This window comes from Streptomyces sp. TG1A-60, from assembly GCF_037201975.1.
Lineage (GTDB): Bacteria > Actinomycetota > Actinomycetes > Streptomycetales > Streptomycetaceae > Streptomyces.
The window spans coordinates 6,156,460-6,181,527 of the sequence record NZ_CP147520.1 but is presented as its reverse complement, the minus strand read 5'-3'; the positions used below and the strand labels follow the sequence as shown (position 1 = coordinate 6,181,527).

Here is a 25,068-nt window from a genome sequence, read left to right as displayed (position 1 = left end):
CTTCGTCCGTCTTCGGCTGCGGCTGTCGGATCGACGATCCGGCGGGCTCAGTGGCCGCCCTGCTCGTCACGACGGCGCTGCCAGCGCTGTTCGATTCGGTCCATCATGGAGCGGCGCTGTCGTGCCTGACGACGAGTACCGGCGGAGCCTGTGGCACCGGTGGGCTGCTCACCCGGCTTGGGGGCCTTGCGCCAACCGGTGACGGCGAGCACCGCGCAGCCCAGCATGACGAGGAATCCCACCACGCTGACCCAGATCTGCTGTGCGACCATTCCGGCCATGAGGAGCGCGATACCCACCAGAAAGCCCGCGACCGCCTGGTAGACCCGCCGCCGGGTGTACGTACGCAGTCCGCTTCCCTCGAGCGCTGACGCGAACTTGGGATCTTCGGCGTACAGCGCTCGCTCCATCTGCTCGAGCATGCGCTGCTCGTGCTCTGAGAGCGGCACGGAGTCCTCCTCATCGTGCGGTCGCCGGAGCGACCCGGGGGGTCCTCTACAGGATAGGCAGGGAATCGCCCCCTTGAAACCCGCCCCTCTACGCCAATCCGCCAACCGGAACCCGCCATGGCAACCCCGACTCGCTGAGGTGTGGATTCCCCAGCGAACGGTCCGTCATGCCGGACGGTCTCCCTCGATCATACGGCTCCGAGCGTCCGATCGGGGGGCCTGTGGCGTACTCCATCCGCCGCCGATCCCCTGATCAGCGGGTCACCCTCGTTCGACTCCGGAGCCGGCTCAGGCCTCGGTGGCCCCTCCTGTCTCGCCCAGCACGTGAAGTTGCGTGGCCACGGAGTGGAAGGCGGGCAGTTCCGCGGCGGCGGCCTCCAGCTTGAGCAGGGCGTCCAGCGCGCCGGTTTCGGTGTCGACGAGGACGCCGGGCACCAGGTCGGCGAAGACCCGGACGCCGTGCACGGCGGCGACCGCAAGGCCCGCGCCCTCGACGAGCGCGGTGAGCTGCTCGACGGTGAAGCGGTGCGGGACCGGATCACCCTCGCCCCAGCGTCCGTTCGGGTCGTCGAGCGCCTGCCGGGCCTCCTTGAAGTGCCCGGCGAGGGCCCGCGCGAGCACCGCGCCGCCCAGGCCGGCGGCGAGCAGGCTGAGCACCCCCTCGGGGCGCAGCGCGGCGACCGCGTTGCCGATGCCCTCGGCGGGGTCGTCCACGTACTCCAGCACGCCGTGGCACAGCACGGCGTCGTACCCGCCGCGCTCGACGACGTCGAAGAGGCCGTGCACGTCTCCCTGGACGCCCCGCACACGGTCGGCTACGTCGGCCTCGGCGGCTCGGCGCTCCAGCGCGAACAACGCGTTCGGGCTGGGGTCGACGACGGTGACACGGTGACCGAGGCGGGCCACGGGCACCGCGAACTTGCCGCTGCCGCCCCCGGTGTCCAGCACGTCGAGCGACTCTCGCCCCGTGGCCTTCACCCGGCGGTCGAGGGCGCCCTGGAGGACCTCCCAGACCACGGCGGTACGAAGTGAGGCGCGAGATCGGGAGGGCTCGGAGCGCGGCGACGTGGTCCGAGGGCGGTGGGGGAGACGGGCGGGCGCATCGGGTCCGACACGGCAGTTGACTCCTCGGCGCGGCACCGCCTGGTGTGCGGCGGAGCGATGGGCTTGCGTCTCCGCCGGGGCCCGGAGGCCGTGACGGAGGGTGCTGATGCCCCAACCCTAATGGGCGGCGCGGGGCGGTCGCTCAGCCCGCGTCCGGGACCCCCGGGTCGCCGCCGTCCTGCCGGGGCTGTGGCAGCACCGGCTGGAGCACCAGCATCCGCTCGACGAGGCGCAGGAACATCGCCACGTCACGTATGAGGTCGTCGGCGTCGCGCGCGGTCGCCGCGCCCTGTATGCCCGCCTCGGCACGCGCCCGGCGGGCGGCGCCTGAGGCGAACAGTGCGCTCCACTCGGCGAGTTCGGGCGCCATTTCGGGGAGCACTTCCCAAGCGCTCCGGATCTTGGCCCGGCGCTTCGGGGTGGACTCCGGTCGGCCCCGGGCGGCGAGCACCGCGGCGGCGGTGCGCAGGGCGGCCAGGTGGGCCGTGGCATACCGCTCGTTGGGCGTGTGAAGTCCGGACGCCTCGTCGAGTCCGGCGCGGGCCTGGGCGAGCAGGTCGAGGGCGGCGGGCGGGGCCGTCGCCCGGCGCAGCACGGGGTGCACGTCGCTCGCCGGGCCCGTCAGTGAGGGGGCAGGGCCGGTGGCGCGGCGCCGGTTGGCGGCTGCTGCGGGATAGCTGGCCATGACGAACCTCCTGTCGTCTTCGTGACGGCACTCCTGACACGGGGTGCCGTATGTGCTCATCGTGCGTTATGCCACTGACAATCCGTTCTGACCTGGCCTTTTGTTTCGATCGGAGGTTCGGAGTAGTTTTGCACTGACCAGTCAGTTCAAGATTCGGGAGAGTTCTGGAGGGGGGACATGGACGAGCCACGGGCGGCGTCCGTCGGGGCCGGGGTCGCCGTCGGTGCCGAGGGCTTCGGGCTCAAGGGACCGCGCGGCTGGGCGTTCCGGGGTGTCGGGTTCGACGCCGAGGCCGGCTCGCTGATCGCCGTCGAGGGGACGTCCGGGTCGGGCCGGACCTGTCTGCTGCTCGCGCTCACCGGGCGGATGAAGCCGAGCGAGGGCCACGCCACGGTCGGCTCCCTCCGGTTGCCGAAGCGGATGGCGGCCGTGCGCCGGATCAGCGCCCTCGCCCACGTCCCCGGTGTGACCGACCTCGACCCCGCCCTGACCGTCGGGGAGCATCTGCGCGAACGGGCGCTGCTCCAGCGGCGGTTCGACGGCTCCCTGCGCGGCCTGCTGCGGACCCCCGCCGAGCGGGCGGCCGAGGCGAAGCTGCGTATCGACACCGCCCTGGCCGCCGCCGGGCTCGACCGGGAGGCCCTGCCCAAGGGTTCCCGGACCGCCGTACGCGACCTGGAGCGGCTGGAGGCGCTGCGGCTGTCCCTCGCCCTCGCCCTCATCGGCCGGCCCCGGCTGTTGGGCGTCGACGACACCGATCTGAAGCTCTCCGACGCGGAACGGGCCGAGGCGTGGGCCCTGTTGCGGTCCCTCACCGAGTCCGGGATCACGGTCGTGGCGGTGTGCAGCGAGGCCCCGGAGAGGGCCGTCGTCGTGTCGACGGCGCCGGACGGAGCGGCACGCGCGCGTGCGGACGTGGCGGATGAGCCAGAAGCGCCCGCCCCCGCCCCCGCTCCCGAGCCCCACCGCAGCACCGAGGCCGACGACCAAGCCGCCCAGGCCGACAAGCCCGACCAGACCCGTAGGACCGACGGGGCCGACCGGCACGACAAGTCCGACCGGCACGACGACAAGGAGGCGGCCGATGCGATCGCCGGGACTCGCCGCGCTTGAGCTCAGGCGGTTCGGCCGGGGGAGGTGGACGACGTCCACCGGCGGCGTTGCGAGGAGGCCGTGCTGCCCGACGCGGCCTGCGCGGACCTGAAGAAGGCCAAGGACGCGGCGGCGGAGGCGGCGGTGCTCGCCGAGGACCTCAACACCGTGGTGAAGAACTACGACGGTGACATGAAGGCCTTAGACAAGGACCTGGAGACCCTGGAGAAGCAGGCCCGCGCCCTCGCCGAGGCGGCGCCCACCCTCTCCACGGACCTCGACAACGCCGTCGCCAGGGTGAACGCGCTCGACAAGGGCGCCGCGAAGGTCGCCAAGGGGGCCAGGGCGCTGCACACCGGCCTCGGCACCGCCAAGACCGGTGCGGAGGACCTCGACACAGGTGTCGACGACCTGAAGACGGGCGCGGTCGGTCTCAAGGGCGGCATGTACAAGCTGGCCGACGGCTCCGGGAAGCTCGCGGGCGGTCTGCGCGACGGGGCCGGGCAGATCCCCGACCACGACGAGCGGGACCGCGACCGGCGTACCGAAGTGATGGCCGACCCGGTGCAGTTGGCCACCAGGGACCTGCACAAGGCGCCCAACTACGGCACCGGGTTCGCCCCGTACTTCATCCCGCTGTCCCTGTGGGTGGGCGCGATGGTGGCGTACATGCTGATCCAGCCGCTCAACCGGCGGGCCCTCGCGGCGGGTGCCTCGGCGTGGCGGATCGCGCTGGCGGGATGGCTGCCGGTGGCCGCGCTGGGCGTGCTGCAGACGGCCGCGCTGATGGCGGTGCTCCACTGGGCGGTCGGGCTGGAGATGGTGAGGGCGGCCGGGACGGTGGGCTTCCTGTTCCTGGTGACGGCGTGCTTCGCTGCGATCGTGCAGTGGCTCAACGCGCGCTTCGGGGCGGCGGGCCGGATCCTCGTCCTCGCCTTCCTGATGCTCCAGTTGACGTCCGCGGGCGGCACGTACCCCGTGCAGACCAGTCCCGGTTTCTTCAACGCGGTTCACCCCTTCCTGCCGATGAGTCATGTCGTGGACGCCCTGCGCCGGCTCATCACGGGCGGCGGTCCGGGCCCGGTCTGGCTGGCGTGCGCGGTGCTGGTGGCCTCCACCGTCGGCGCCCTCGCGCTGACCGCCCTGTCCGCCCGCCGCAAGCAGGTGTGGACCCTGGACCGACTGCACCCGGAGTTGAGTCTGTGACCGAGCACCGTACGGTTCCTGTGACAATCAGGGCCATGGAAAGCAGCAACGCCCCCGGCGGCGCAGGCGGGGGCCGCCGCGAGGCGACCCGGCAGAAACTCTACGAGGCGGCCGTCACCCTTATCGCGGAGCAGGGGTTCTCCGCCACCACGGTGGACGAGATCGCCGAGCGCGCCGGCGTCGCCAAAGGCACGGTCTACTACAACTTCGCGAGCAAGTCGGTCCTCTTCGAGGAGCTGCTGCGGCACGGCGTGGGACTCCTCACCGCCTCCCTCCGGGAGGCGGCCGAGCGGACGGCGGGAGAGGGCGGCACCCGGGTCGACGCCCTCGACGCGATGATCCGGGCCGGGCTCGTCTTCATCGACCGCTACCCGTCCTTCACCCAGCTCTACGTGGCCGAGCTGTGGCGCACCAACCGGGCCTGGCAGTCCACGCTGCTGGTCGTCCGGCAGGAGGCGGTCGCCGTCGTCGAGGGGGTGCTGCGCGAAGGCGTCGAGGGGGGCGAGCTGAGCGACGAGATCGACGTCGGGCTGACGGCGTCGGCCCTGGTCGGCATGGTCCTGGTAGCCGCCCTGGACTGGAAGGCCTTCCAGCCGGAGCGCTCCCTGGACGACGTCCACGCGGCACTGTCCCGGCTGCTGCAGGGCCGGGTGAGCGGCGACCGCTAGTGACGCGGCACCGGGGCCCGGCAGCAGCCGGGCCGGGCGCGGGCGAGAGCGCCGGTCCGAACTGGCCGCGTCCCCCGCGGGCCACCTCGAACCGGCGCTGCCCCGTTCCCCCGTTCTCCCCCGTGCCTCGCTCCCGCCGACTCGTCACGCTCGGCGATCTCGGCGACCACGTCGGCGGAGGGAGCGGTCAAGAGCGCGAGAGCCGTTCCGCCGCCCCGTGTCGGCGGTGCCGGAGCCGCGCCCCCTCCCGTGCCTCCACTCTCCCGTTCCCGCAGGTCGGGGCCCATCCGCGCACCTACTCATCTCCCCCACTGGGTACGCGTACTCAGGCCTGCGCACTCACCCCCAGAACCGGCTGTCGCCGATTGGTGACGATCGCGCCCGCGCATCTACTCGCCCCAGGGGCCACGCGGCGCCCGTAGGTGCGCGGGGAACCGCGCGACAAGCCACGCCCGCCCCGCAGCCGCCAACGCGACCGCGACCGCGACCACCCGAGCTCTCCCGCGAGATCGGACTGTCAGCGGCGGCCGATAAGGTCGCTCACATGGCAAGGATTGCGGTGATCGGCGCCGGGCTGGGCGCCATGGCGGCTGCAGCCCGGCTGGCCGTCGCGGGCCACCGGGTGGTGGTGTTCGAGCGCACGTCGACATACGGCGGAGCCGTGGCCTGCTTCGAGCGCGACGGCTTCGTGTTCGACACGGGCCCCGGGCTGCTGCCGCTGCCCGCCGTCTACCGCGACCTGTTCCTCAAGACCGGCAAAGAGCCGCTGGAGAAGTGCGTCGACCTGGTCCAGGTGGACCCGGCGGCCCGGCACGTCTTCGCGGACGGCACGGTGGTGTCGCTGCCGAACGCCTCACGCGCGGGCGTGGTCGCCGCCCTGGACACCGCGCTCGGCTCGGGCGCCGGCGACCGCTGGGGCGACTTCCTGGTGCGGGCCCGCGAGGCATGGGACCGCATCCGGCGGCCCCTGCTGGAGGAGCCGCTGTGGGCCGACTGGCGGGTGCTCGGCGAGCGCGAGCCGTACCCCGCCGTGCCCCACAAGCGTCTGCTGCGCACCCGTCGCGCCCGCACCCTCGCCGAGGTCGGCGCCTGGGAGCTGCGCGACTCCCGGCTGACCGCCCTGCTGGAGAGCCACGCCCTCGCCTGCGGCCTGGACCCCCGGAGCACCCCGGCGGGCGCGGCGGTCCTGCCGTATCTGGACCACGCCTTCGGCACCTGGTACGTCCGGGGCGGCATACGGGAGTTGGCGCGGGCGCTGTACGAGCGGTGCCTGGCCCGGAAGGTCGAGTTCGTCTTCGACGCCGAGGTCACGGGGATCGCCGAGAAGGACGGCCGGGCGGCCGGGGTGGAGCTCGCGGCAGAGGTGGACTTCGGGGGCCGGGCGGTGACGGAGGCGGACCACGTCGTCGCGGGCATCGATCCGGTACGGCTCAACGGCCTGACGGACCACGACATCCAGGGAGACGGCGACGTACGGCCTGACCTGGAGTCGTCGCCGTCCGGCCGGCTCACCGTTCTGCTGGCCCTGCGCGGCGCCCGCGAGGCCGGCGCCGCGCACCGCACGGTCGTGCACGCGCCCGACCGGACCGCCGAGTTGGACTTCCTGAGCCACCTGCGTGACACCGACGACCCGGTGCCGCTCACGGTGACCGTGCTGCGCCCGGACGACCCCGCGCTGCGCCCGGACGACGAGCACGAGTCCGTCACCGTGTCGGCGGCGGTGCCGACCGAGATCGACTGGGGGGCGGGCGACCATGCCGAGCGGTGCGCGGAGCTGCTCGTGACCGCCGCCGAAGCCGCCGTGCCCGGCCTGCGGGAGCGGCTGCTCTGGCGCGAGGTGCGCACCCCGGCCGACACCGCCCGGGAGACGGGTGCCGAGCACGGGGCCGTCCCGCCGCCGGCGCTCGCCGCGGCCGACGGCCGTTTCCTGCACCCGTCCAACGCGGCCCGTTTCCCGGGTCTGTACCTGGTCGGCGGCTGGTCCCACCCCGGCGGCGGGCTTCCGCACGCGGGCATGTCGGGCGCGCTGGTGGCCGGACTGATCGTGGAGGGACCGGACTTCCGCGGCTCACAGTGAGACGCCGGGGCTCGCGCGGGGCCCCGGCGGCGGTTCAGAAACGGTACTGCTGCTCGTCGAACCCGTTCCCGCCGTTGCCGTTCCCCTGGTACGGGTACTGCTGGTCCGCCGGGAGGTCCGAGCCGAAGGGGTCGTCGGTGTTGCGCTGCTGCGGGACCCAGACACCGCCGGGCGGGGTGTCGCCCCCGTACGCGCCGTTGCCGTACTGGTCCTGGCCGTAGCCCTGTTGACCGTATCCCTGCTGGCCGTAGGACTGGTCGTACGAGGCGGTGGCGTCGTAGGTCTGCGTGCCGATGTACGGGTCGGAGTAGGCGGCGTACTGCTGCTGGGCCGGGTCGTAGCCGTAACTCTGCTGGTCGTACCCGTAGTAGGCGAAGGCCTCGTCCTGGGCGGACTGGTCGGCGCTCGCGTGGGGCCGCCCGTCGGCGTAGGCGTTGTCGTCGCCGTAGACACCGTACGAGCTGGTGTCGTCGGGCAGGGGCTCCGGGGAGTAGACGGTGCTCGCCCCGGTCGTGGAGGGAGAGGGCGTGGACTGCGGGCGGACGAACACGTCGTCGTCGTGGTCGCCGTGGTCGTCGTGGCCGAAAGGGTCCTCGGTCTGGCGGTATGTTCCGGCAGCCACGGTCTCCGGGTCGGCGGCATCCAGGGCCGGGTCCTGCTCCGGTTCGCCGCGCCGCCGCTTCTTGCCGGCCTTGGCGCTCCTGCCGCCGTCCTCGCCCTCACCGGGACGCGGGCGGACGGCCCAGCCGGCCTCGAAACCACGGCGGAACGACAGCGTCACAAAGGTCTGCCCGATCGCGAACCCGACCGCGCCCAGCGCGATGACGAACACGTTGGGGATCAGTACACCGAGGACGACACCGAGGAAACCGGCGAAGGCGAGCAACCGCCAGCGCAGCCGCGCCTTGTACTGCAGCAGCACCTCACCCAGCAGCCACAACGCGACGACGCCGAACGCGATGTAGAGGACCGTCCAGCCCATGTACGCCCCTCTCCCTGTAGCCGCTCCGCAGTGTGTCGTACGCGAGTGCGACCGGTCTAGGCCCGTGGCGGATGGTGCAGGCCCAGGTTCTCGTAGATTTCCAGAGTCGCGGTGGAGTTGTTCAGGGTGATGAAGTGAAGTCCGGGGACTCCCTCGTCCAGCAGCCTCGCGCAGAACTCCGTGGCGAACTCGATGCCAATGGAGCGTACAGCGACCGGATCGTCTTTGGCTGTGACGATCCGCTCTTTCAGGACGTTCGGGATGGCAGCGTTGCTGAGCTGAGGCAACCGTTCCAGCATCTTCACACTGGTGACCGGCATGACCTCGGGGATGACGGGGGTGTCACAGCCGGCGCTCGCCACCGCGTCCCTCAGACGCAGGTACGAGTCCGGGTGGAAGAACATCTGCGTGATCGCGTAGTCGGCGCCGGCCCGGCACTTGTCGACGAAGCGCGCCACGTCGCTGTCCCAGTCGGCGGAGCGCGGGTGCATCTCCGGGAAGGCCGCGACACCTACGCAGAAGTCGCCCGATTCCTTGATGAGTTGGACGAGTTCGGCGGCGTACGTCAGGCCCTGCGGATGCGATACCCACTCGCCCATGGGATCGCCGGGCGGGTCGCCGCGGACCGCGAGCATGTTGCGGATCCCGGCGTCCGCGTACTGGCCGATGATGTTGCGCAGCTCGGCGATGGAGTGGCTGACCGCGGTGAGGTGGGCGACCGGGGTGAGGGTGGTGTCGGCGGCGATCTGCTCGGTCGCCTTCACCGTGCCGGCCCGGGTGGAGCCGCCGGCGCCGTACGTCACGGAGACGAAGCTGGGCGCGATCGCCTCGATCCTGCGGAGGGCGTTCCACAGGTTCCGCTCGCCCTTCTCGGTCTTGGGTGCCCAGAACTCGAACGAGTACGTGGTCTTGCCCGTGGCGAGCATGTCACGCACGGTGCGTGCGCGATCAGTCCTGGTGGAAGCGGTTCCTAGGGCCATATCGGCAGGTTAGCCAGGTCAGGACCGTCCCCCAACCAGAGCAGGGCGTTTTGACCGTTTTGCCGATCTGTTGTCCACGCCTTGGACGCAGGCGGCCGGGAGCGGGGGGCACGCTGGTGCCGTGGCACTAGAGGGCGCGCAGCCGCTTGGCGAACTCCGCTGCCGCGGCTCCGGGGTCGTCGGCCAGCGTGATCGCCCGGACGACGACGGCCCTGCGGGCGCCCGCCTCGACGACCTCGTCGAGGTTGCCGAGGTCGATGCCGCCGATGGCGAACCAGGGGCGGTCGGTGCCGAGGGCCGCGGTGTACCGCACGAGGTCCAGGCCGGGGGCGTGGCGGCCGGGCTTGGTGGGGGTGGGCCAGCAGGGGCCCGTGCAGAAGTAGTCCACGCCTTCCTGGACGGCCGCGGCCGAGGCCTCCGCCTCGGCGTGCGTGGAGCGGCCGATGAGGACGTCCGCACCGAGGATCGCGCGGGCGGCGGGGACCGGAAGGTCGCCCTGACCGAGGTGCAGGACGTCCGCACCGACGGCGTGGGCGACGTCCGCGCGGTCGTTGACGGCGAGCAGCCTCCCGTGCCGGCGGCACGCGTCCGCGAGGAGCTGGAGGTGTTCCAGTTCCTCGGCGGCCTCCATGCCCTTGTCGCGCAGCTGCACGATGTCCACGCCGCCGCCCAGGACCGCGTCCAGGAACTGCGGGAGGTCGCCCTGGCGCTTGCGGGCGTCCGTGCAGAGGTAGAGCCGGGCGTCGGCGAGGTGTGCGGCGGTGTCGGGCATGCGAGAGTCCCCCGTGGCGGAGCGGTGTCGGTGCGGTGTACGGGGACCGCGCCCCTCGCGGGCCCGGCTCCCGTACACCGCACAGGCGGCTGTTCCAGGTGTCGCGGTGTTTCGGATATGTCAGGTGTCAGGTGTCCCCGGTCAGACGGCGAGCGCCTGGGCGCGGCGCTTCACCTCCGTGCCGCGATTCTCGCTCAGGGCCTGGGCCGGGGTGCCGGGCAGGCTGGGGTCCGGAGTGAAGAGCCACTCCAGCATCTCTTCGTCGGTGAAGCCGTCGTCCCTCAGCAGGGTCAGGGTGCCGGACAGGCCCTTGACCACCCGGTCCCCGTCGATGAAGGCGGCGGGGACGTGCAGCGCGCGGTTCTCACCACGGCGTACGGCGATGAGCTGGCCTTCCTTCACCAGCTGCCGCACGCGCGTCACCTCGACGTCCAGCATCTCTGCGATGTCGGGGAGGGTCAGCCACGCGGGGACGAGAGCATCGATCTTTGCGTCAATCTCGGTCACGTCACCAAGACTGCCATCTGGGACTGACACTGGGTAGCCGAGCCGCCTCCGGCGGGGGCCGACCGGGGTGCTCCGCCCCCGGCGAAGGAACGCCGGAAGGAGGCGGAGAGGGCGGCCACGGGGAAGACGTGCCCGCGCTACGCCGTCGCCGCCTTCAGCGGTCTCGCCGGGTCCGTCAGCAGCTCCGGGTTCATCGGCGTGCCCGCCTCGATCAGGCGGCGGCCCTGGGCCAGGTCGCGGGGACGGCCCACGGCGAGGAGGGCGACGAGGCGGGAGGCGCGGAGCCAGCAGACGGTCCAGGCCGCGCCGGTGGGGTCGCCGCGCCAGAGGGTGGTGTCGGCACAGGCGTGGTGGCCGGCGTACTGGACGAAGCGGCTGAACTGCTCGGACCAGAAGTACGGGACCGGGTCGTAGGTCTCGGGGGTCTCGCCGAGGATGTTCGCGGCGACCGTGCGGGGGCCCTGGAGGGCGTTGTCCCAGTGGTGGACGAGGAGACGTCGGCCGTACCTTCCCGAAGGGAAGGAGGCGCAGTCGCCGACCGCGTAGACATCCCGCGCGGAGGCGCGCAGGTGGTCGTCGGCCACCACCTCGCCGTGGGCGCCCAGCTCGATGCCCGAGCCCGTCAGCCAGGCCGTCGCCGGGCGCGCGCCGATGCCGACGACCACGGCACCGGCGGGCACCCGGGTGCCGTCGTCCAGGATCACCGTCCCGGGCTCGACGCGTTCCACGCGCGCGTGGGTGCGCAGGGTGGTGCCGCTGTCGGCGTACCAGGCGGTCATCGGCGCGGCCACCTCGGCGGGGAGCGCGCCCGCGAGCGGGCGGTCGGCCGCCTCGACGACCGTCACCGCGCAGCCCGCCTCGCGCGCGGCCGTGGCGAACTCGGCGCCGATCCAGCCCGCGCCCACGACCACGATGTCGTGCTGCCGGGCCAGCACGGGCCGCAGCCGCTCGGCGTCGTCCAGGGTACGCAGCAGGTGCACCCCGGGCACGCCCTCGGCGCCCGGCAGACGGATCGGTTCGGCGCCGGTGGCGAGGACCAGGACGTCGTACGGGACGGGGCCGGTGGGCGTGTCGAGTTCGTGGTCGGCGGGGCGCAGGCCCGCCACTTCGCGGCCCAGCCGGAGTTCGATGCCGAGCGCCTCGAAGTCGACGTCGAAGGCGGAGCCCTCGGACTTGCCGAGCAGCACGGCCTTGGACAGCGGCGGCCGGTCGTACGGCTGGTGGGGCTCGGCGCCGATCAGTGTCACATCGCCGTCGAAGCCCTGTTCGCGCAGGGCCACCGCGGTCTGTACCCCGGCCATCCCCGCGCCCACGACGACCACGCGCCGCGCCGCCGGGCCGCCCCTGTGCTGCGTCTGCTCGCTCACCAGCTCACCATAGACACCTGACAGTCAGTCAGTCAGCCGGTGGGCCGGCGGTCGCTCTCTGTGAGTCCGCCCACAGTCTCGTCGACCTGTTCCACCTGTTCCACCTGTTCCACCACGCTCGTCCCGCTGCCCGGCTGCGACTCCCACTCCCAGGTCTCCTCCAGGCGGACCCGTCCGTCGGGCAGTTCGACGACCAGGGACACGCAGTGCCCGGACGCGGTGGTCCCGTCGCTCTTCAGCTGCACGTACCGGAAGTCCAGCCGGTCGCCCTCGCGGGTGCCGACGAGGTGACCGCGTACGACGTCGCCGCCCGCGTACGCGGCCCAGATCTCGCCGTCCTTCTCGTGGTACGCGAACCGGGTGCGGGTGCCCACCTGGCCTGGGGCCTGGTCCGCGACCGGGGCGAGGACGAGACCGTCGAGCGAGCGGGGCATACGCGGAGGCTCCCTTACCGAGGCGTGCGGTACCGGGCTAGGGTGGCCAGCGTAAGCACTCGCGGGAGCCCGGACGCACCGGGCTGAGAGGGAGGCTGGCGGCCTCCGACCGTACGAACCTGATCCGGGTCATGCCGGCGAAGGGAGGGGCTGGACGCCCATGTCGCGTACGCACACGTCAGACGTCCTCGTCGTGGGGGGCGGCGTCATCGGGCTGGTGACGGCCTGGCGGGCCGCGCAGCGCGGGTTCGCCACGGCCGTGGTGGACCCCGAGCCCGGTGGCGGTGCCGCCCAGGTGGCGGCCGGGATGCTCGCCGCGGTCACCGAGCTGCACTACGGCGAACAGACGCTGCTGGGGCTCAACCTGGAGTCCGCGCGGCGCTATCCGGACTTCGCAGCCGAGCTGACGGAGGCGACCGGCCTCGACCTCGGCTACCGCCGGTCCGGCACGCTCGCCGTCGCGTTGGACGCCGACGACCGCGCCCATCTGCGGGAACTGCACGCCCTGCACTACCGGTCGGGCCTCGCGTCGGAGTGGCTCAGCGGCCGCGAATGCCGCCGTCTGGAGCCGATGCTCGCGCCGGGCGTGCGCGGCGGGCTGCGCGTCGACGGGGACCATCAGATCGACCCGAGGCGGCTCTCCAGGGCCCTCGTCACGGCCTGCGAGCGCGCCGGGGTGGCGTTCCACCGGGCCTGGGCCGAGGAGCTGTCGGTGGTCCGGGAGCGGGCCGCCGGGGTTCGGGCCGGCGACGGTGACCAGCTGGCCTCCGGGCAGGTCGTCCTCGCCGCGGGCAGCCTCAGCGGGCGGCTCCCCGGGGTGCCGGCCGAGGTGCTGCCGCCGGTGCGGCCGGTCAAGGGGCAGGTGCTGCGGCTGACCGTGCCGAAGCCGTACGCGCCTTTCCTGAGCCGGACCGTGCGGGCCGTGGTCCGCGGCAGCCACGTCTACCTGGTGCCGCGCGAGAACGGCGAACTCGTCGTCGGCGCGACCAGCGAGGAGCAGGGCTGGGACACGACGGTCACCGCGGGCGGGGTGTACGAACTGCTGCGCGACGCCCATGAACTCGTCCCCGGGATCACCGAGCTCCCGCTCACCGAGACCCGCGCGGGACTGCGTCCCGCCTCCCCCGACAACGCGCCGCTCCTCGGCCCCACCGAACTCGACGGCCTGCTCCTCGCCACGGGCCACTACCGCAACGGGGTGCTCCTCACCCCGGTCACCGGCGACGTCATGGCGTACGCCCTGACCAGCGGCGAGCTGCCGCAGGAGGCCCGCGACTTCACGCCGCTGCGGTTCCGCGCCGGCGCGTCCCGCACACTCGTGGAGCAGCCCGTATGAGCGCCACCGGGACGCTGGGCGTCCTCGTCAACGGAGAGCGGCGGCAGATCGCCGCGGGCACCGCCCTGGACGCGCTGGTGCGGACGCTCACCGCGTCCCCCTCCGGGGTCGCCGCCGCGCTCAACGAAACCGTCGTCCCGCGCGCGCGGTGGGCGTCCACCGCTCTCTCCGAGGGGGACCGCGTCGAGGTCCTCACCGCCGTCCAAGGAGGCTGATCCCATGGCAGACGACCCCTTCGTCCTCGGCGGTACGACCTACTCGTCCCGCCTGATCATGGGCACCGGCGGCGCCACCGGCCTCGACGTCCTGGAGCGCGCGCTGATGGCCTCCGGCACGGAGCTGACGACGGTCGCGATGCGCCGGGTGAACACCTCGGTGCACGGCTCGGTCCTGTCCGTGCTCGACCGGCTCGACATCCGGGTGCTGCCCAACACGGCCGGCTGTTTCACGGCGGGCGAGGCCGTGCTGACCGCCCGCCTCGCGCGCGAGGCGCTCGGCACCTCGCTGGTCAAGCTGGAGGTCATCGCCGACGAGCGGACTCTGCTGCCCGACCCGATCGAGTTGCTGGACGCCGCCGAGACACTGGTCGACGACGGCTTCACGGTACTGCCGTACACCAGCGACGACCCCGTCCTCGCGCGGAAGCTGGAGGACGTCGGCTGTGCCGCGATCATGCCGCTCGGGTCGCCCATCGGGTCCGGGCTCGGGATCCGCAATCCGCACAACTTCCGGCTGATCGTCGAGCACGCGCGCGTGCCGGTGATTCTCGACGCGGGTGCCGGGACGGCGTCGGACGTCGCCCTCGCGATGGAGCTGGGATGTGCGGGCGTCATGCTCGCCTCGGCCGTGACCCGGGCGCAGGAGCCGGTGCTCATGGCCGAGGGGATGCGGCACGCGGTGGAGGCGGGGCGGCTGGCGTACCGGGCGGGGCGGATCCCCCGGCGCCACTTCGCGCAGGCGTCGTCGCCGGGCGAGGGGCTGGCACGGCTGGATCCGGAACGGCCGGCGTTCTGAGTCGGATCTCACCCGCCCCACCAGCCTCGCTCGAACGTGCGAGCGAGATATGCCGGACACCTGCCTGTCACGGCCTTCCGGTCTCGGTCACAGGTCTGCTGCAGTACGTCCCGCCCGCCATGGGACCGACAGGGGGTGGCGGTGGCGGCTCGTACACTCACCTGCGTGGACACGACCCTTCAGGACCCGCTTGTCGGCCAGGTGCTCGACGGCCGGTATCGAGTCGAGGCGCGGATCGCGGTCGGCGGGATGGCCACGGTCTACCGGACCGTGGACACCCGCCTCGACCGCGTGCTCGCGCTCAAGGTGATGCATCCGACGCTGGCGGCCGACGGGACGTTCGTCGAGCGGTTCATCCGTGAGGCCAGGTCGGTGGCGCGGCTGTCGCACCCGAACGTGGTGGGGGTCTACGACCAGGGCACCGACGGCTCGTACGTGTACCTCGCGATGGAGTACGTCGCCGGCTGCACCCTCCGTGACGTGCTGCGCGAGCGCGGGGCGCTGCAGCCCCGGGCGGCGCTGGACATCCTGGAGCCGGTGCTCGCCGCGCTCGGTGCCGCGCACCGCGCCGGGTTCGTGCACCGGGACATGAAGCCGGAGAACGTGCTGATAGGGGACGACGGCCGGGTCAAGGTCGCCGACTTCGGGCTCGTCCGGGCCGTGGACACCGTCACCAGCACCACGGGCGCCGTTCTCGGCACCGTCGCCTACCTCGCCCCCGAGCAGCTGGAGCACGGCACGACCGACACCCGCGTCGACGTGTACGCGTGCGGCGTGATGCTGTACGAGATGCTCACCGGCGGCAAACCGCACGGTGGGGACTCCCCCGCCCAGGTGCTCTACCACGCGCTCCACGACGACGTGCCGCCCCCGTCGGCCGCGGTGCCCGGGCTGCCGTACGAGCTGGACGAGCTGGTCGCCTGGGCGACCGCCCGCAATCCGGAGCTACGGCCCTACGACGCCGTCGCGCTGCTCGCGCAGACGCGTCAGGCGCGGGCCGGGCTCAGCGGCGAGCAGCTGGACGCGATGCCGCCGCAGGCGATGGCCGGCGACCACGACAACGCGGAGGACCGGACGAGCGTGATCCCGCTCTCTCTGTCCGTGTCGCGGTCGGTGCCGGAGGACCCCGGACGGTTGCTGAACCGCACGAGCCGGTTCGAGTCGCCGCCGCCACCGCCCCGACGCACCCGCGGCGGTGGCGCGCCTCGGCGCGGTCTCCTCGCGATCGTCGTCGCCGTGCTGCTCGTACTCGGGGTGGGCGGGGGCGTCTGGTACATCAACTCGGGCCAGTTCACCCAGGTCCCGGCGGTGCTGCAGCAGAGCGAGGCGGACGCGACGAAGCGGCTCGACGGCGCCGGGCTGGACGTCGACATCAAGCGCGCGTTCAGCGACACCGTCGAGCGCGGCAAGGTCATCGGCACCGACCCGGCGCCCGGCGAGCGGATCCGGGACAACGACACCGTGACGGTGACGGTATCCAAGGGCCGGGAGACCGTCGAGGTGCCCGACCTGCGGGGCTACCGGCTGGACCTCGCGAAGACCGGGCTGAAGGACGACGGGCTCGAACCGGGCCTGGTGACACGGGAGTTCAGCGACGAGGTCGTCAGGGGCCAGGTGATCAGCACCCAGCCGGGCGCCGGCACCGAGGTCTCCTCGGGCGCGGCCGTCCGGATCGTGGTCAGCCGGGGTGCGCCGGTGGAGGTGCCCGAGGTGACCGGCGCCTCGGTCGAGGACGCCACCGCCGAGCTGGAGGAGGCGGGCCTCAAGGTGAAGATCGCTTCGAACCGGGTCAACTCCGAGTTCGACAAGGGGCTCGTGGCCGAGCAGGCGCCGGGAGAGGGCAAGCAGGCCGGCGAGGGCGACACCGTGACCCTGACGATCTCCAAGGGGCCCGTGATGGTCGAGGTCCCCGACGTCGTGGGCGACAGCGTCGACGAGGCGACCCGGAAGCTGCGGGCAGCCGGCTTCGAGGTCGAGGAGGACCGAGGGTTCTTCGGGCTCTTCGGCAACGAGGTCAAGAGCCAGTCGGTGACCGGCGGCGACACGGCTCCCAAGGGATCGACGATCAAGATCAAGGTCGGCTGACGGGGCCGGCCAGCCGCCGGCACACGCGAGAGACACGACCGCCCCGCCGACAGCCACCGGCGGGGGCGCCCCCGCGCCCACACGACCACCGACCGCACGCCCCCGCGCGCAAGACCGCCGGGCGAGCGCCCCCGCACCACATGACCGGAGACCGCACGCTCCGCACCGCACGACCACCGACCGCTGCCCCGCACTACCGTGTCCAGACACCCCACGCCACACGACCACCGACCGGACACCCCGCGCGCCGCACGACCACCGACCAAGCGCCCCATCACCGCCGGACGCCCGCACGCCACGCGACCGCGACCGCGACGCCGACGACACGTCACAGGCCGCCCCGCATGCACGCCCCGCACCACGCGACGACCGACCGGACACCCCACGCCGCACGCCCGTGAGACCGCACGCCCCGCGCCACACGACCACCCACCACCCGCCCCACACGACTGCCGGCCGAGCGCCCAGCGCCGCATGACACCCTTGACGCCGTGAGCACTCAGCAGTCCCGCGGCCTCTCCGGCCCTTCCGGCACCCGGTCCGCCCCGTACGCCGGTCAGCCGGCCTCCTCCGCCGGTCAGCCGGTGTCCCCCACCGGTCAGAGCCCCTCCCCCCGCAGACCCGGTCTCCTCCGCAACCCCGTCGGGGGCCATGTCCCCGTCGCCGGAGGGCTGAGCTCCGTCGGGCTGACTTACGCCCGGGACCTGCAGGCCGAGGCGGTGCAGGTCTTCGTGGCCAATCCGCGCGGCTGGGCGACGCCGGGCGGCAGCCCCCGGCAGGACGAGGAGTTCCGGGCAGCCTGCGCCACGGAGGCGATCCCCGCGTACGTACACGCGCCGTACCTGATCAACTTCGGCTCGCACACCGAGGCGACGGTGGAGAAGTCCGTGGAGTCGTTGCGGCACTCGCTGCGCCGGGGGCGGGAGATCGGCGCGCTGGGGGTGGTCGTGCACACGGGGAGCGCGACCGGCGGGCGGGACAGGTCGGTGGCGCTGAAGCAGGTGCGGGAGGTCCTGTTGCCGCTGCTGGACGAGCTGACCCATGACGACGACCCGTATCTGCTGCTGGAGTCGACCGCCGGACAGGGGGCTTCGCTCTGCTCGCGAACCTGGGACTTCGGCCCGTACTTCGAGGCGCTGGACGCCCACCCGAGGCTGGGTGTCTGCCTGGACACCTGTCACATCTTCGCGGCGGGCCACGACCTGACCGGGCCCAGCGGCATGCACCGGACGCTCGATCTGCTGGTGGACACCGTCGGGGAGGGCCGGCTGAGGCTGATCCACGCCAACGACTCCAAGGACGTGGTCGGCGCCCACAAGGACCGCCACGAGAACATCGGATCCGGCCACATCGGCGAGGCCCCGTTCCGCGCGTTGATGACCCACCCCGCCACCGCGGGCGTCCCCCTGATCATCGAGACCCCCGGCGGCAAGGAGGGCCACGCGGCGGACGTGGAACGCCTGAAGAAGCTCCGGGACGGTTGACTCGGCCGTCGCCGGATCAGAGCTCGGGACCCTCCCCCGACTCCTCCTGGTACGAGTAGCGCTGCTCCCGCCAGGGGTCGCCGATGTTGTGGTAGCCGCGCTCCTCCCAGAAGCCGCGGCGGTCGGCGGTCATGTACTCGATGCCGCGGACCCACTTGGGGCCTTTCCAGGCGTACAGGTGGGGGACGACGAGGCGAAGGGGGAAGCCGTGTTCGGCGGTGAGGAGTTCGCCGTCCTTGTGGGTGGCGAAGATGGCGCGGTCGGAGGCGAAGTCGGTGAGGCGGAGGTTGGAACTGAAGCCGTACTCGGCCCACACCATCACATGGGTGACCTCGGAGGCGGGCGGCACGGTCTCAAGGATCGTACGGGCCGGGATGCCGCCCCATTCGGCGCCGACCATGCTGAACTTCGTCACGCAGTGCAGATCGGCCACGACCGAGGCGTACGGCAGGGCGGTGAACTCGTCGTGGGTCCAGCTGCGCTTCTCGCCGTCGGCGGTGGCGCCGAAGACCCCGAAGTCCCAGCGCTCGGGGCGGAACTTGGGGACGGGGCCGTAGTGCGTGACCGGCCAGCCGCGCTGGAGCCGCTGGCCCGGCGGAAGCTGCGACGACGTCGCGTTCTCAGATGCGCGATCTCCTGACTCGCGTTCCACCGGCTGACCCATGACTCCATCCTGACAGACCCCGAGTGGTGCACATGACCAGGGTCGACCCGACTCGGGCATTTCGAACTAAGGCTGCACTTACTTACTAAGCTTGCACTTACTGGACGATCTTCGATGGCGGTGCAATCATCGCGGCGCAACCTCCCCGTTCCCCCGCCTGGAAGGAGCCTCTGCGATGCAGGGCGACCCCGAGGTCATCGAATTCCTCAACGAGCAGCTGACCGCCGAGCTGACCGCGATCAACCAGTACTTCCTGCACGCGAAGATGCAGGAGAACTTCGGCTGGACGAAGCTCGCGAAGTACACGCGGCACGAGTCGTTCGACGAGATGAAGCACGCGGAGGTGCTCACCGACCGGATCCTGTTCCTGGACGGGCTGCCGAACTACCAGCGGCTGTTCCACGTCCGGGTCGGCCAGACGGTCAAGGAGATGTTCGAGGCCGACCGCCAGATCGAGGTGGAGGCGATCGACCGCCTCAAGCGCGGCATCGAGGTGATGCGCAACAAGGGCGACATCACGTCCGCCAACATCTTCGAGTCGATCCTGGCGGACGAGGAGCACCACATCGACTACCTCGACACCCAGTTGGAACTGCTGGAGAAGCTCGGCGAGGCGCTCTACATCGCGCAGCTCATCGAGCAGCCGGAGAGCTGAGCTACGCCGCTTCGTCGAGCTCGGCGAGGACCGGCTCGGCCCGCTCGGCCAGGCCCCGGCGCGGGCACGCGCCCCGGCCCAGGATCGCCTGGATCCGGCGTACGCAGGAACCGCAGTCCGTGCCCGCCTTGCAGGCGGACGCGATCTGGCGCGGGGTGCAGGCGCCGTCCGCCAGGTGCTTCTTGACCTGCTGCTCGGTGACGCCGAAGCAACTGCAGACGTACACGCGGTCCACCTCCCGCCGGGGTCACTGGGCATGCCGTCCCGATTAGTCGGTGAGGCTAACCTAACCTTACCCGGCACACAAGAACCGCAAAAGTGGAGTGGGGCGCGGATCGTATGTGATCCGCGCCCCACTCCACTCTGCTGCACGGCCGTCACTAGTCGCGGTACAGCTCCGCGACGAGGAACGCCAGGTCGAGGGACTGGCTGCGGTTGAGGCGGGGGTCGCAGGCGGTCTCGTAGCGCTGGTGGAGGTCGTCGACGAAGATCTCGTCGCCGCCGCCCACGCACTCGGTGACGTCGTCGCCGGTGAGTTCCACGTGGATGCCGCCCGGGTGGGTGCCCAGGCCCTTGTGGACCTCGAAGAAGCCCTTGACCTCGTCGAGCACGTCGTCGAAGCGGCGGGTCTTGTGGCCGGAGGCCGCCTCGAAGGTGTTGCCGTGCATCGGGTCGGACACCCAGGCCACGGTCGCGCCGGAGGCGGTGACCTTCTCCACCAGCTCGGGCAGCCTGTCGCGGACCTTGTCCGCGCCCATGCGCACGATGAAGGTCAGTCGGCCGGGCTCGCGGTCCGGGTCGAGGCGCTCGATGTACTGCAGCGCGTCCTCGGCCGTGGTCGTCGGGCCGAGCTTGATGCCGATCGGGTTGCGGATCTGCGAGGCGAACTCGATGTGCGCGTGGTCCAGCTGACGGGTGCGCTCACCGATCCACACCATGTGTGCCGACACGTCGTACAGCTGCCCCGTGCGCGAGTCCACGCGGGTCAGCGCCGACTCGTAGTCGAGCAGCAGCGCCTCGTGCGAGGAGAAGAACTCGACGGTGCGGAACTCCTCCGGGTCGGTCCCGCAGGCGTGCATGAAGTTCAGCGCGTTGTCGATCTCGCGGGCGAGCTGCTCGTAGCGCTGACCGGACGGGGACGACTTCACGAAGTCCTGGTTCCAGGCGTGCACCTGGCGCAGGTCGGCGTACCCGCCGGTGGTGAAGGCACGGACCAGGTTGAGCGTGGAGGCGGAGGCGTGGTACATCCGCTTCAGGCGCTCGGGGTCCGGGACGCGGGCGGCCTCGTTGAAGTCGAAGCCGTTGACCGAGTCGCCGCGGTATGTGGGCAGGGTCACGCCGTCGCGGGTCTCGGTGCCCTTGGAGCGGGGCTTGGAGTACTGCCCGGCGATGCGGCCGACCTTCACGACCGGCACGGAGGCCGCGTAGGTGAGGACCGCGCCCATCTGGAGCAGCGTCTTCAGCTTGTTGCGGATGTGGTCGGCCGAGACGGCGTCGAAGGCCTCGGCGCAGTCGCCGCCCTGGAGGAGGAACGCCTCTCCCTTGGCGACGGACGCCATCCGGGCTCGCAGCTGGTCGCACTCGCCCGCGAAGACGAGCGGCGGATACGTCTCCAGCTCCGCAACAACTGCGCGCAGAGCCTCGGTGTCGGGGTACTCGGGCTGCTGCGCCGCGGGCAGGTCTCGCCAGGTGTTGCCAGCGCTCGCGCTGGACTTAGCGTTCACGGTCACGACGTCCACATTACGGGGTCATGTCGGGCGCCCATCCCCCTGCTCATCAAGTGAGACGAACCCCGCTCGACCGGAGCGGGGTCCGGGGGCGAGTGGTGGGGGTCGGGCGGCGTCAGTGCGGATCCATGACCGCCGGGTCGGTGAGCCGACGGCCTGGAACTCGTGCGGGAAACCCGCCCGCAGGGCCGTGCCGGGCGCGGATGTGTTCCGTCAGACGTGACGCCGCATGCCGTCGGGGCGCGGGTGGCACCCACCTTCCGTCGAGGCAGATGTGATCACGGGCCGACCGCGGGGTGTCGATCACGTGAGTTCCCGGAGGTTGTCCGGTAGGGTGCGGCGCATGTTCGCGCACTCGACCCGGAACTGGTGGTGGACCGCTCATCCGGCGGCCCACTGACTGCGCGTACGCAAGACTTCGCGAAGGCCGCCCGAGGGGCGGCCTTCGGTGTTTCCAGGGCCCGGCCGTTCCTCACCGATCACCGCGATCACCGTGATCTGCGAGGGAAGAGGAACCCATGGACCTGACCCGGCTCCTGTCCGACGACCGCCCGTTCGCCCTGTTGCGCCGCCGCGCGCCCGGCCTCGACGACCACGACACGGTGGAACTGCTGATCGGCCCGGTGACGACGTGCGAGCGACTGGCCGACATCCCCGACGAGGGGCTGGCGCTCGTCCCGTTCCGGCAGATCCGCGAACGCGGCTTCGAGGTCCGTGACGACGGGACGCCGCTGTCGGTGCTCACGCCGGAGGAGTCGTACGAGATCCCCCTGTCGCGGGCCCTCGCGGAGCTCCCGACGCACGACGTCCGGGTCGAGGGCGGCGGCTTCGACGTGGACGACGAGGAGTACGCGGAGATCGTCGGCCGGGTGCTGCGCGAGGAGATCGGCCGGGGCGAGGGCGCGAACTTCGTGATCCGGCGGACGTACGAGGGCTCGATCCCCGGCTTCGGCCGCGCGGACGCGCTCGCGCTGTTCCGGCGGCTGCTGGAGGGCGAGCGGGGCGCGTACTGGACGTTCGTGGTGCACACCGGAGATGGGAAAGGGTCCGAAGGGCGTTCCTTGGAAGGGCGGGGGCCGGAGACGGGCGGGCGCACGCTGGTCGGCGCCAGCCCGGAGGCGCATGTCCGGATGTCCGGCGGGACGGTCGTGATGAACCCGATCAGCGGGACGTACCGCTACCCGGCCGACGGGCCGACACCGGAGGACCTGTTGGCCTTCCTCGCCGACGGCAAGGAGATCGAGGAGCTGTCGATGGTCGTCGACGAGGAGCTCAAGATGATGTGCACGGTCGGCGACATGGGCGGGGTCGTGGTCGGGCCCCGGCTGAAGGAGATGGCCCACCTCGCTCACACCGAGTACGAACTGCGCGGGCGGTCCTCGCTGGATGTGCGGGAGGTGCTCAAGGAGACGATGTTCGCCGCGACGGTCACCGGGTCGCCGGTGCAGAACGCGTGCCGGGTGATCGAGCGGCACGAGGTGGGCGGACGGGGTTACTACGCGGGGGCGTTGGCCCTCGTGGGGCGGGACTCCGGTGGGGCGCAGACCCTGGACTCGCCGATTCTGATCCGGACCGCCGACATCGCGGCGGACGGGCGGCTGAAGGTGCCGGTGGGGGCCACGCTCGTCCGGGGGTCGGATCCGGCGGGCGAGGTCGCCGAGACGCACGCGAAGGCGGCGGGGGTACTGGCGGCGCTGGGCGTACGCCCCGGGCGGCCGGTCCGGGAGGAGGCGCGGTTCCGGCTGGCCGAGGACCCACGGGTGCGGGCGGCGCTGGACGGGCGGCGGGCCTCGCTGGCGCCGTTCTGGCTGCGGATGCGGGAGCGGACGGCCGAGCTGACGGGGCATGCGCTCGTCGTGGATGCCGAGGACACGTTCACCGCGATGCTCGCGCATCTGCTGCGGTCTTCCGGGCTGGAGGTGAACGTACGGCGGTACGACGAGCCGGGGCTGCGGGAGGTCGTGCTCGCACACGAGGGAATGGTGGTGCTGGGGCCCGGCCCCGGGGACCCGGGGGATGTGGACGACCCCAAGATGCGGTTCCTGCGGGAGCTGACCGCGTCGGCGATCAGCGAACACCGGCACGGGGTGCTCGGGGTCTGTCTCGGGCATGAGCTGATCGCGGCCGAGCTGGGCCTGGAGATCGTCCGGAAAGAGGTGCCCTACCAGGGAGCGCAGACCGGGATCGATCTGTTCGGGCGGTCCCGGACCGTCGGCTTCTACAACAGCTTCGTGGCGCACTGTGACGACGGGGCGGCGGCGGAGCTGGCCGCACATGGGGTGGAGGTCAGTCGCAGCGACGGTGGGGAGGTTCACGCGCTGCGGGGGCCCGGGTTCGCGGGGGTGCAGTTCCATCCGGAATCGGTGCTGACGCTGGGTGGGGTGGCTGTGGTGCGTGAGCTGGTGGAGGGGGTTCAGGCGCTGCGGACGCCCTAGGGCCGCGGCAGGCGACGTCTGCCCGTGAAGCTGGTTTCCTCGCGCCCGCCGCCCCTGCCCGCCCCCTCCCCACGGCTCTGCCCCTTCGACCCCGAGGGGTGGGTTGTTCGGCTGCGGGTGAGTGGGGGCTCGTCGCGGTTCCCCGCACCCCTGAAAGGGGCGCGGGGAACCGCGACGAGCGACCACACACAACCCGCACCCGCCCACGAACCCCCCGCTCCCGGACTCTCCCGAACGTCTCAGCCGAAGAAGACGCCCACCTCCTCGTACAGCTTGGGGTCGACCGTCTTCAGCTTGGTCGTCGCGTCGGCGAGGGGGACACGGATGATGTCCGTGCCCCGGAGGGCGACCATTTTGCCGAAGTCGCGGTCGTGGACGGCGTCGATCGCGTGGAGGCCGAAACGGGTGGCGAGCCAGCGGTCGAAGGCGGAGGGGGTGCCGCCGCGCTGGACGTGTCCGAGGACGGTCGTGCGGGCCTCCTTGCCCGTGCGTTTCTCGATCTCCTTGGCCAGCCACTCGCCGACACCGGAGAGGCGGACGTGGCCGAAGGAGTCGAGGGAGCCGTCCTTCAGGACCATCTCACCGTCCTTCGGCATGGCCCCCTCCGCGACGACCACGATCGGCGCGTACGACGCCTTGAAGCGGGACGTCACCCAGGCGCACACCTGGTCGACGTCGAAGCGCTGCTCGGGGACGAGGATGACGTTCGCGCCGCCGGCGAGGCCGGAGTGGAGGGCGATCCAGCCGGCGTGACGGCCCATCACCTCGACGACGAGGACCCGCATGTGGGACTCGGCTGTGGTGTGCAGGCGGTCAATGGCTTCCGTCGCGATGCCTACCGCCGTGTCGAAGCCGAAGGTGTAGTCCGTGGCGGAGAGGTCGTTGTCGATCGTCTTCGGCACACCGACGCACGGCACGCCGTACTCGTCCGACAGGCGCGCGGCCACCCCCAGCGTGTCCTCGCCACCGATGGCGATGAGCGCCTCGACCTCCTGCTTGGCGAGGTTGTCCTTGATGCGGCGGATGCCGTTCTCCTGCTTGAGCGGGTTGGTGCGCGAGGAGCCGAGGATGGTGCCGCCGCGAGGCAGGATGCCGCGCACGGCGGGGATGTCGAGACGGACGGTGTCGTTCTCCAGCGGACCCCGCCAGCCGTCCCTGAAGCCGACGAAGTCGTGGCCGTACTCCTGGACGCCCTTACGGACGACGCCCCGGATGACAGCGTTGAGCCCGGGACAGTCGCCGCCTCCGGTCAGTACTCCGACGCGCATGGAAATGTTCCCTTCGCCGCGGTTGCCTGGTGAGGGTCACGCTAATAGTGATCCAGGTCACTTCGGCATGTACGGGA

At 72.0% G+C, this 25,068-nt stretch carries 23 protein-coding genes, 1 pseudogene and 1 riboswitch; of the genes and pseudogenes, 11 read left to right on the top strand and 13 right to left on the bottom strand.

Annotated features, from left to right (window positions below; translation table 11 throughout):
• Positions 1–47 precede the first annotated feature (47 nt).
• The 3 genes from WBG99_RS26905 to WBG99_RS26895 form a co-directional block, all read right to left on the bottom strand.
• Complete coding sequence (locus WBG99_RS26905) at positions 48–449, bottom strand: DUF3040 domain-containing protein (protein WP_338898764.1); 402 nt, start codon at positions 447–449, stop codon at positions 48–50.
• Between the two features lie 288 nt (positions 450–737).
• Positions 738–1,466 carry a methyltransferase gene (locus WBG99_RS26900; RefSeq protein ID WP_338898763.1) on the bottom strand — a complete coding sequence of 243 codons (729 nt, stop codon included), beginning with the start codon at positions 1,464–1,466 and terminating at the stop codon, positions 738–740.
• A gap of 229 nt (positions 1,467–1,695) precedes the next feature.
• Entirely contained in the window at positions 1,696–2,238 is a 543-nt protein-coding gene (locus tag WBG99_RS26895) for an SAV_6107 family HEPN domain-containing protein (RefSeq protein ID WP_338898762.1), read from the bottom strand.
• A 177-nt stretch (positions 2,239–2,415) separates the two neighbouring features.
• Here WBG99_RS26895 and WBG99_RS26890 point away from each other — a divergent pair, with 177 nt between their 5' ends.
• From WBG99_RS26890 to WBG99_RS26875, 4 genes and pseudogenes are all read left to right on the top strand, one after another.
• Complete coding sequence (locus WBG99_RS26890; protein WP_338898761.1) at positions 2,416–3,351, top strand: ATP-binding cassette domain-containing protein; 936 nt, start codon at positions 2,416–2,418, stop codon at positions 3,349–3,351.
• 24 nt (positions 3,352–3,375) lie between these two features.
• Positions 3,376–4,536 (top strand): annotated as a pseudogene (locus WBG99_RS26885) (YhgE/Pip family protein); the annotation flags it as partial.
• A 35-nt stretch (positions 4,537–4,571) separates the two neighbouring features.
• On the top strand, positions 4,572–5,204 hold the full coding sequence (locus WBG99_RS26880; RefSeq protein WP_338898760.1) for a TetR/AcrR family transcriptional regulator: 633 nt from the start codon (positions 4,572–4,574) through the stop codon (positions 5,202–5,204).
• 544 nt (positions 5,205–5,748) lie between these two features.
• Positions 5,749–7,281 (top strand): NAD(P)/FAD-dependent oxidoreductase, encoded by a 1,533-nt coding sequence (locus WBG99_RS26875; RefSeq protein WP_338898759.1) that lies wholly within the window; start codon positions 5,749–5,751, stop codon positions 7,279–7,281.
• A gap of 34 nt (positions 7,282–7,315) precedes the next feature.
• On the opposite strand, the gene WBG99_RS26870 is transcribed toward WBG99_RS26875, so the two are convergent.
• The 6 genes from WBG99_RS26870 to WBG99_RS26845 form a co-directional block, all read right to left on the bottom strand.
• The gene (locus tag WBG99_RS26870) at positions 7,316–8,263 is read right to left on the bottom strand and encodes a hypothetical protein (RefSeq protein ID WP_338898758.1); all 948 of its coding nucleotides are present in this window, start codon (positions 8,261–8,263) and stop codon (positions 7,316–7,318) included.
• Between the two features lie 56 nt (positions 8,264–8,319).
• On the bottom strand, positions 8,320–9,243 hold the full coding sequence (gene metF / locus WBG99_RS26865) for a methylenetetrahydrofolate reductase [NAD(P)H] (protein WP_338898757.1): 924 nt from the start codon (positions 9,241–9,243) through the stop codon (positions 8,320–8,322).
• Positions 9,244–9,370: 127 nt separating this feature from the next.
• Positions 9,371–10,015 (bottom strand): thiamine phosphate synthase, encoded by a 645-nt coding sequence (gene thiE / locus WBG99_RS26860; protein WP_338898756.1) that lies wholly within the window; start codon positions 10,013–10,015, stop codon positions 9,371–9,373.
• A 141-nt stretch (positions 10,016–10,156) separates the two neighbouring features.
• Positions 10,157–10,522, bottom strand: coding sequence for an Rv2175c family DNA-binding protein (locus WBG99_RS26855; RefSeq protein ID WP_338898755.1), 366 nt, complete (start codon positions 10,520–10,522; stop codon positions 10,157–10,159).
• A 137-nt stretch (positions 10,523–10,659) separates the two neighbouring features.
• Positions 10,660–11,889, bottom strand: a complete 1,230-nt coding sequence (locus WBG99_RS26850) for an FAD-dependent oxidoreductase (protein ID WP_338898754.1) — start codon at positions 11,887–11,889, stop codon at positions 10,660–10,662.
• A 32-nt stretch (positions 11,890–11,921) separates the two neighbouring features.
• Complete coding sequence (locus WBG99_RS26845) at positions 11,922–12,323, bottom strand: hypothetical protein (RefSeq protein ID WP_338898753.1); 402 nt, start codon at positions 12,321–12,323, stop codon at positions 11,922–11,924.
• Positions 12,324–12,374: 51 nt separating this feature from the next.
• Positions 12,375–12,486: riboswitch (TPP riboswitch) on the top strand.
• On the opposite strand from WBG99_RS26845, the gene thiO reads away from it, so the two are divergent.
• From thiO to WBG99_RS26820, 5 genes are all read left to right on the top strand, one after another.
• A complete protein-coding gene (thiO, locus tag WBG99_RS26840) occupies positions 12,484–13,659 on the top strand; it encodes a glycine oxidase ThiO (protein ID WP_338898752.1) in 1,176 nt (391 codons plus the stop codon). It overlaps the preceding riboswitch by 3 nt.
• A 14-nt stretch (positions 13,660–13,673) precedes the next feature.
• Positions 13,674–13,874: a sulfur carrier protein ThiS gene (gene thiS / locus WBG99_RS26835; protein ID WP_338900504.1), complete on the top strand. Its 201-nt coding sequence runs from the start codon at positions 13,674–13,676 to the stop codon at positions 13,872–13,874.
• 4 nt (positions 13,875–13,878) lie between these two features.
• Positions 13,879–14,673, top strand: coding sequence for a thiazole synthase (locus tag WBG99_RS26830; RefSeq protein WP_338898751.1), 795 nt, complete (start codon positions 13,879–13,881; stop codon positions 14,671–14,673).
• A 165-nt stretch (positions 14,674–14,838) separates the two neighbouring features.
• Positions 14,839–16,758, top strand: a complete 1,920-nt coding sequence (gene pknB / locus WBG99_RS26825; protein ID WP_338898750.1) for a Stk1 family PASTA domain-containing Ser/Thr kinase — start codon at positions 14,839–14,841, stop codon at positions 16,756–16,758.
• A gap of 584 nt (positions 16,759–17,342) precedes the next feature.
• Positions 17,343–18,242 (top strand): deoxyribonuclease IV, encoded by a 900-nt coding sequence (locus tag WBG99_RS26820; RefSeq protein WP_338900503.1) that lies wholly within the window; start codon positions 17,343–17,345, stop codon positions 18,240–18,242.
• A 16-nt stretch (positions 18,243–18,258) separates the two neighbouring features.
• Here the strand turns inward: WBG99_RS26820 and WBG99_RS26815 are convergent, their stop codons facing one another.
• Positions 18,259–18,906, bottom strand: a complete 648-nt coding sequence (locus WBG99_RS26815; RefSeq protein ID WP_338898749.1) for a sulfite oxidase-like oxidoreductase — start codon at positions 18,904–18,906, stop codon at positions 18,259–18,261.
• 175 nt (positions 18,907–19,081) lie between these two features.
• On the opposite strand from WBG99_RS26815, the gene bfr reads away from it, so the two are divergent.
• A complete protein-coding gene (bfr, locus tag WBG99_RS26810; RefSeq protein WP_184895151.1) occupies positions 19,082–19,561 on the top strand; it encodes a bacterioferritin in 480 nt (159 codons plus the stop codon).
• A gap of 1 nt (position 19,562) precedes the next feature.
• On the opposite strand, the gene WBG99_RS26805 is transcribed toward bfr, so the two are convergent.
• Positions 19,563–19,787 carry a (2Fe-2S)-binding protein gene (locus WBG99_RS26805; RefSeq protein WP_338898748.1) on the bottom strand — a complete coding sequence of 75 codons (225 nt, stop codon included), beginning with the start codon at positions 19,785–19,787 and terminating at the stop codon, positions 19,563–19,565.
• A 154-nt stretch (positions 19,788–19,941) separates the two neighbouring features.
• The gene (locus WBG99_RS26800) at positions 19,942–21,291 is read right to left on the bottom strand and encodes a 3-deoxy-7-phosphoheptulonate synthase class II (protein ID WP_338898747.1); all 1,350 of its coding nucleotides are present in this window, start codon (positions 21,289–21,291) and stop codon (positions 19,942–19,944) included.
• A 515-nt stretch (positions 21,292–21,806) separates the two neighbouring features.
• Between WBG99_RS26800 and WBG99_RS26795 the strand changes: the two genes are divergently transcribed.
• A complete protein-coding gene (locus WBG99_RS26795; protein ID WP_338898746.1) occupies positions 21,807–23,723 on the top strand; it encodes an anthranilate synthase family protein in 1,917 nt (638 codons plus the stop codon).
• Between the two features lie 239 nt (positions 23,724–23,962).
• On the opposite strand, the gene WBG99_RS26790 is transcribed toward WBG99_RS26795, so the two are convergent.
• Positions 23,963–24,991, bottom strand: coding sequence for a 6-phosphofructokinase (locus WBG99_RS26790; protein ID WP_338898745.1), 1,029 nt, complete (start codon positions 24,989–24,991; stop codon positions 23,963–23,965).
• Between the last annotated feature and the right edge of the window lie 77 nt (positions 24,992–25,068).

Excerpts from the sequence above, each read along its gene's own strand:
- WBG99_RS26870 (WP_338898758.1), bottom strand. The coding sequence starts at position 8,263 with ATGGGCTGGACGGTCCTCTACATCGCGTTCGGCGTCGTCGCGTTGTGG.
- WBG99_RS26875 (WP_338898759.1), top strand. The coding sequence starts at position 5,749 with ATGGCAAGGATTGCGGTGATCGGCGCCGGGCTGGGCGCCATGGCGGCT.
- metF (WP_338898757.1), bottom strand. The coding sequence starts at position 9,243 with ATGGCCCTAGGAACCGCTTCCACCAGGACTGATCGCGCACGCACCGTG.
- WBG99_RS26890 (WP_338898761.1), top strand. The coding sequence starts at position 2,416 with ATGGACGAGCCACGGGCGGCGTCCGTCGGGGCCGGGGTCGCCGTCGGT.
- WBG99_RS26790 (WP_338898745.1), bottom strand. The coding sequence starts at position 24,991 with ATGCGCGTCGGAGTACTGACCGGAGGCGGCGACTGTCCCGGGCTCAAC.
- bfr (WP_184895151.1), top strand. The coding sequence starts at position 19,082 with ATGCAGGGCGACCCCGAGGTCATCGAATTCCTCAACGAGCAGCTGACC.
- WBG99_RS26795 (WP_338898746.1), top strand. The coding sequence starts at position 21,807 with ATGGACCTGACCCGGCTCCTGTCCGACGACCGCCCGTTCGCCCTGTTG.
- WBG99_RS26895 (WP_338898762.1), bottom strand. The coding sequence starts at position 2,238 with ATGGCCAGCTATCCCGCAGCAGCCGCCAACCGGCGCCGCGCCACCGGC.
- WBG99_RS26845 (WP_338898753.1), bottom strand. The coding sequence starts at position 12,323 with ATGCCCCGCTCGCTCGACGGTCTCGTCCTCGCCCCGGTCGCGGACCAG.
- thiO (WP_338898752.1), top strand. The coding sequence starts at position 12,484 with ATGTCGCGTACGCACACGTCAGACGTCCTCGTCGTGGGGGGCGGCGTC.
- WBG99_RS26880 (WP_338898760.1), top strand. The coding sequence starts at position 4,572 with ATGGAAAGCAGCAACGCCCCCGGCGGCGCAGGCGGGGGCCGCCGCGAG.
- WBG99_RS26815 (WP_338898749.1), bottom strand. The coding sequence starts at position 18,906 with ATGGGTCAGCCGGTGGAACGCGAGTCAGGAGATCGCGCATCTGAGAAC.
- WBG99_RS26830 (WP_338898751.1), top strand. The coding sequence starts at position 13,879 with ATGGCAGACGACCCCTTCGTCCTCGGCGGTACGACCTACTCGTCCCGC.
- thiE (WP_338898756.1), bottom strand. The coding sequence starts at position 10,015 with ATGCCCGACACCGCCGCACACCTCGCCGACGCCCGGCTCTACCTCTGC.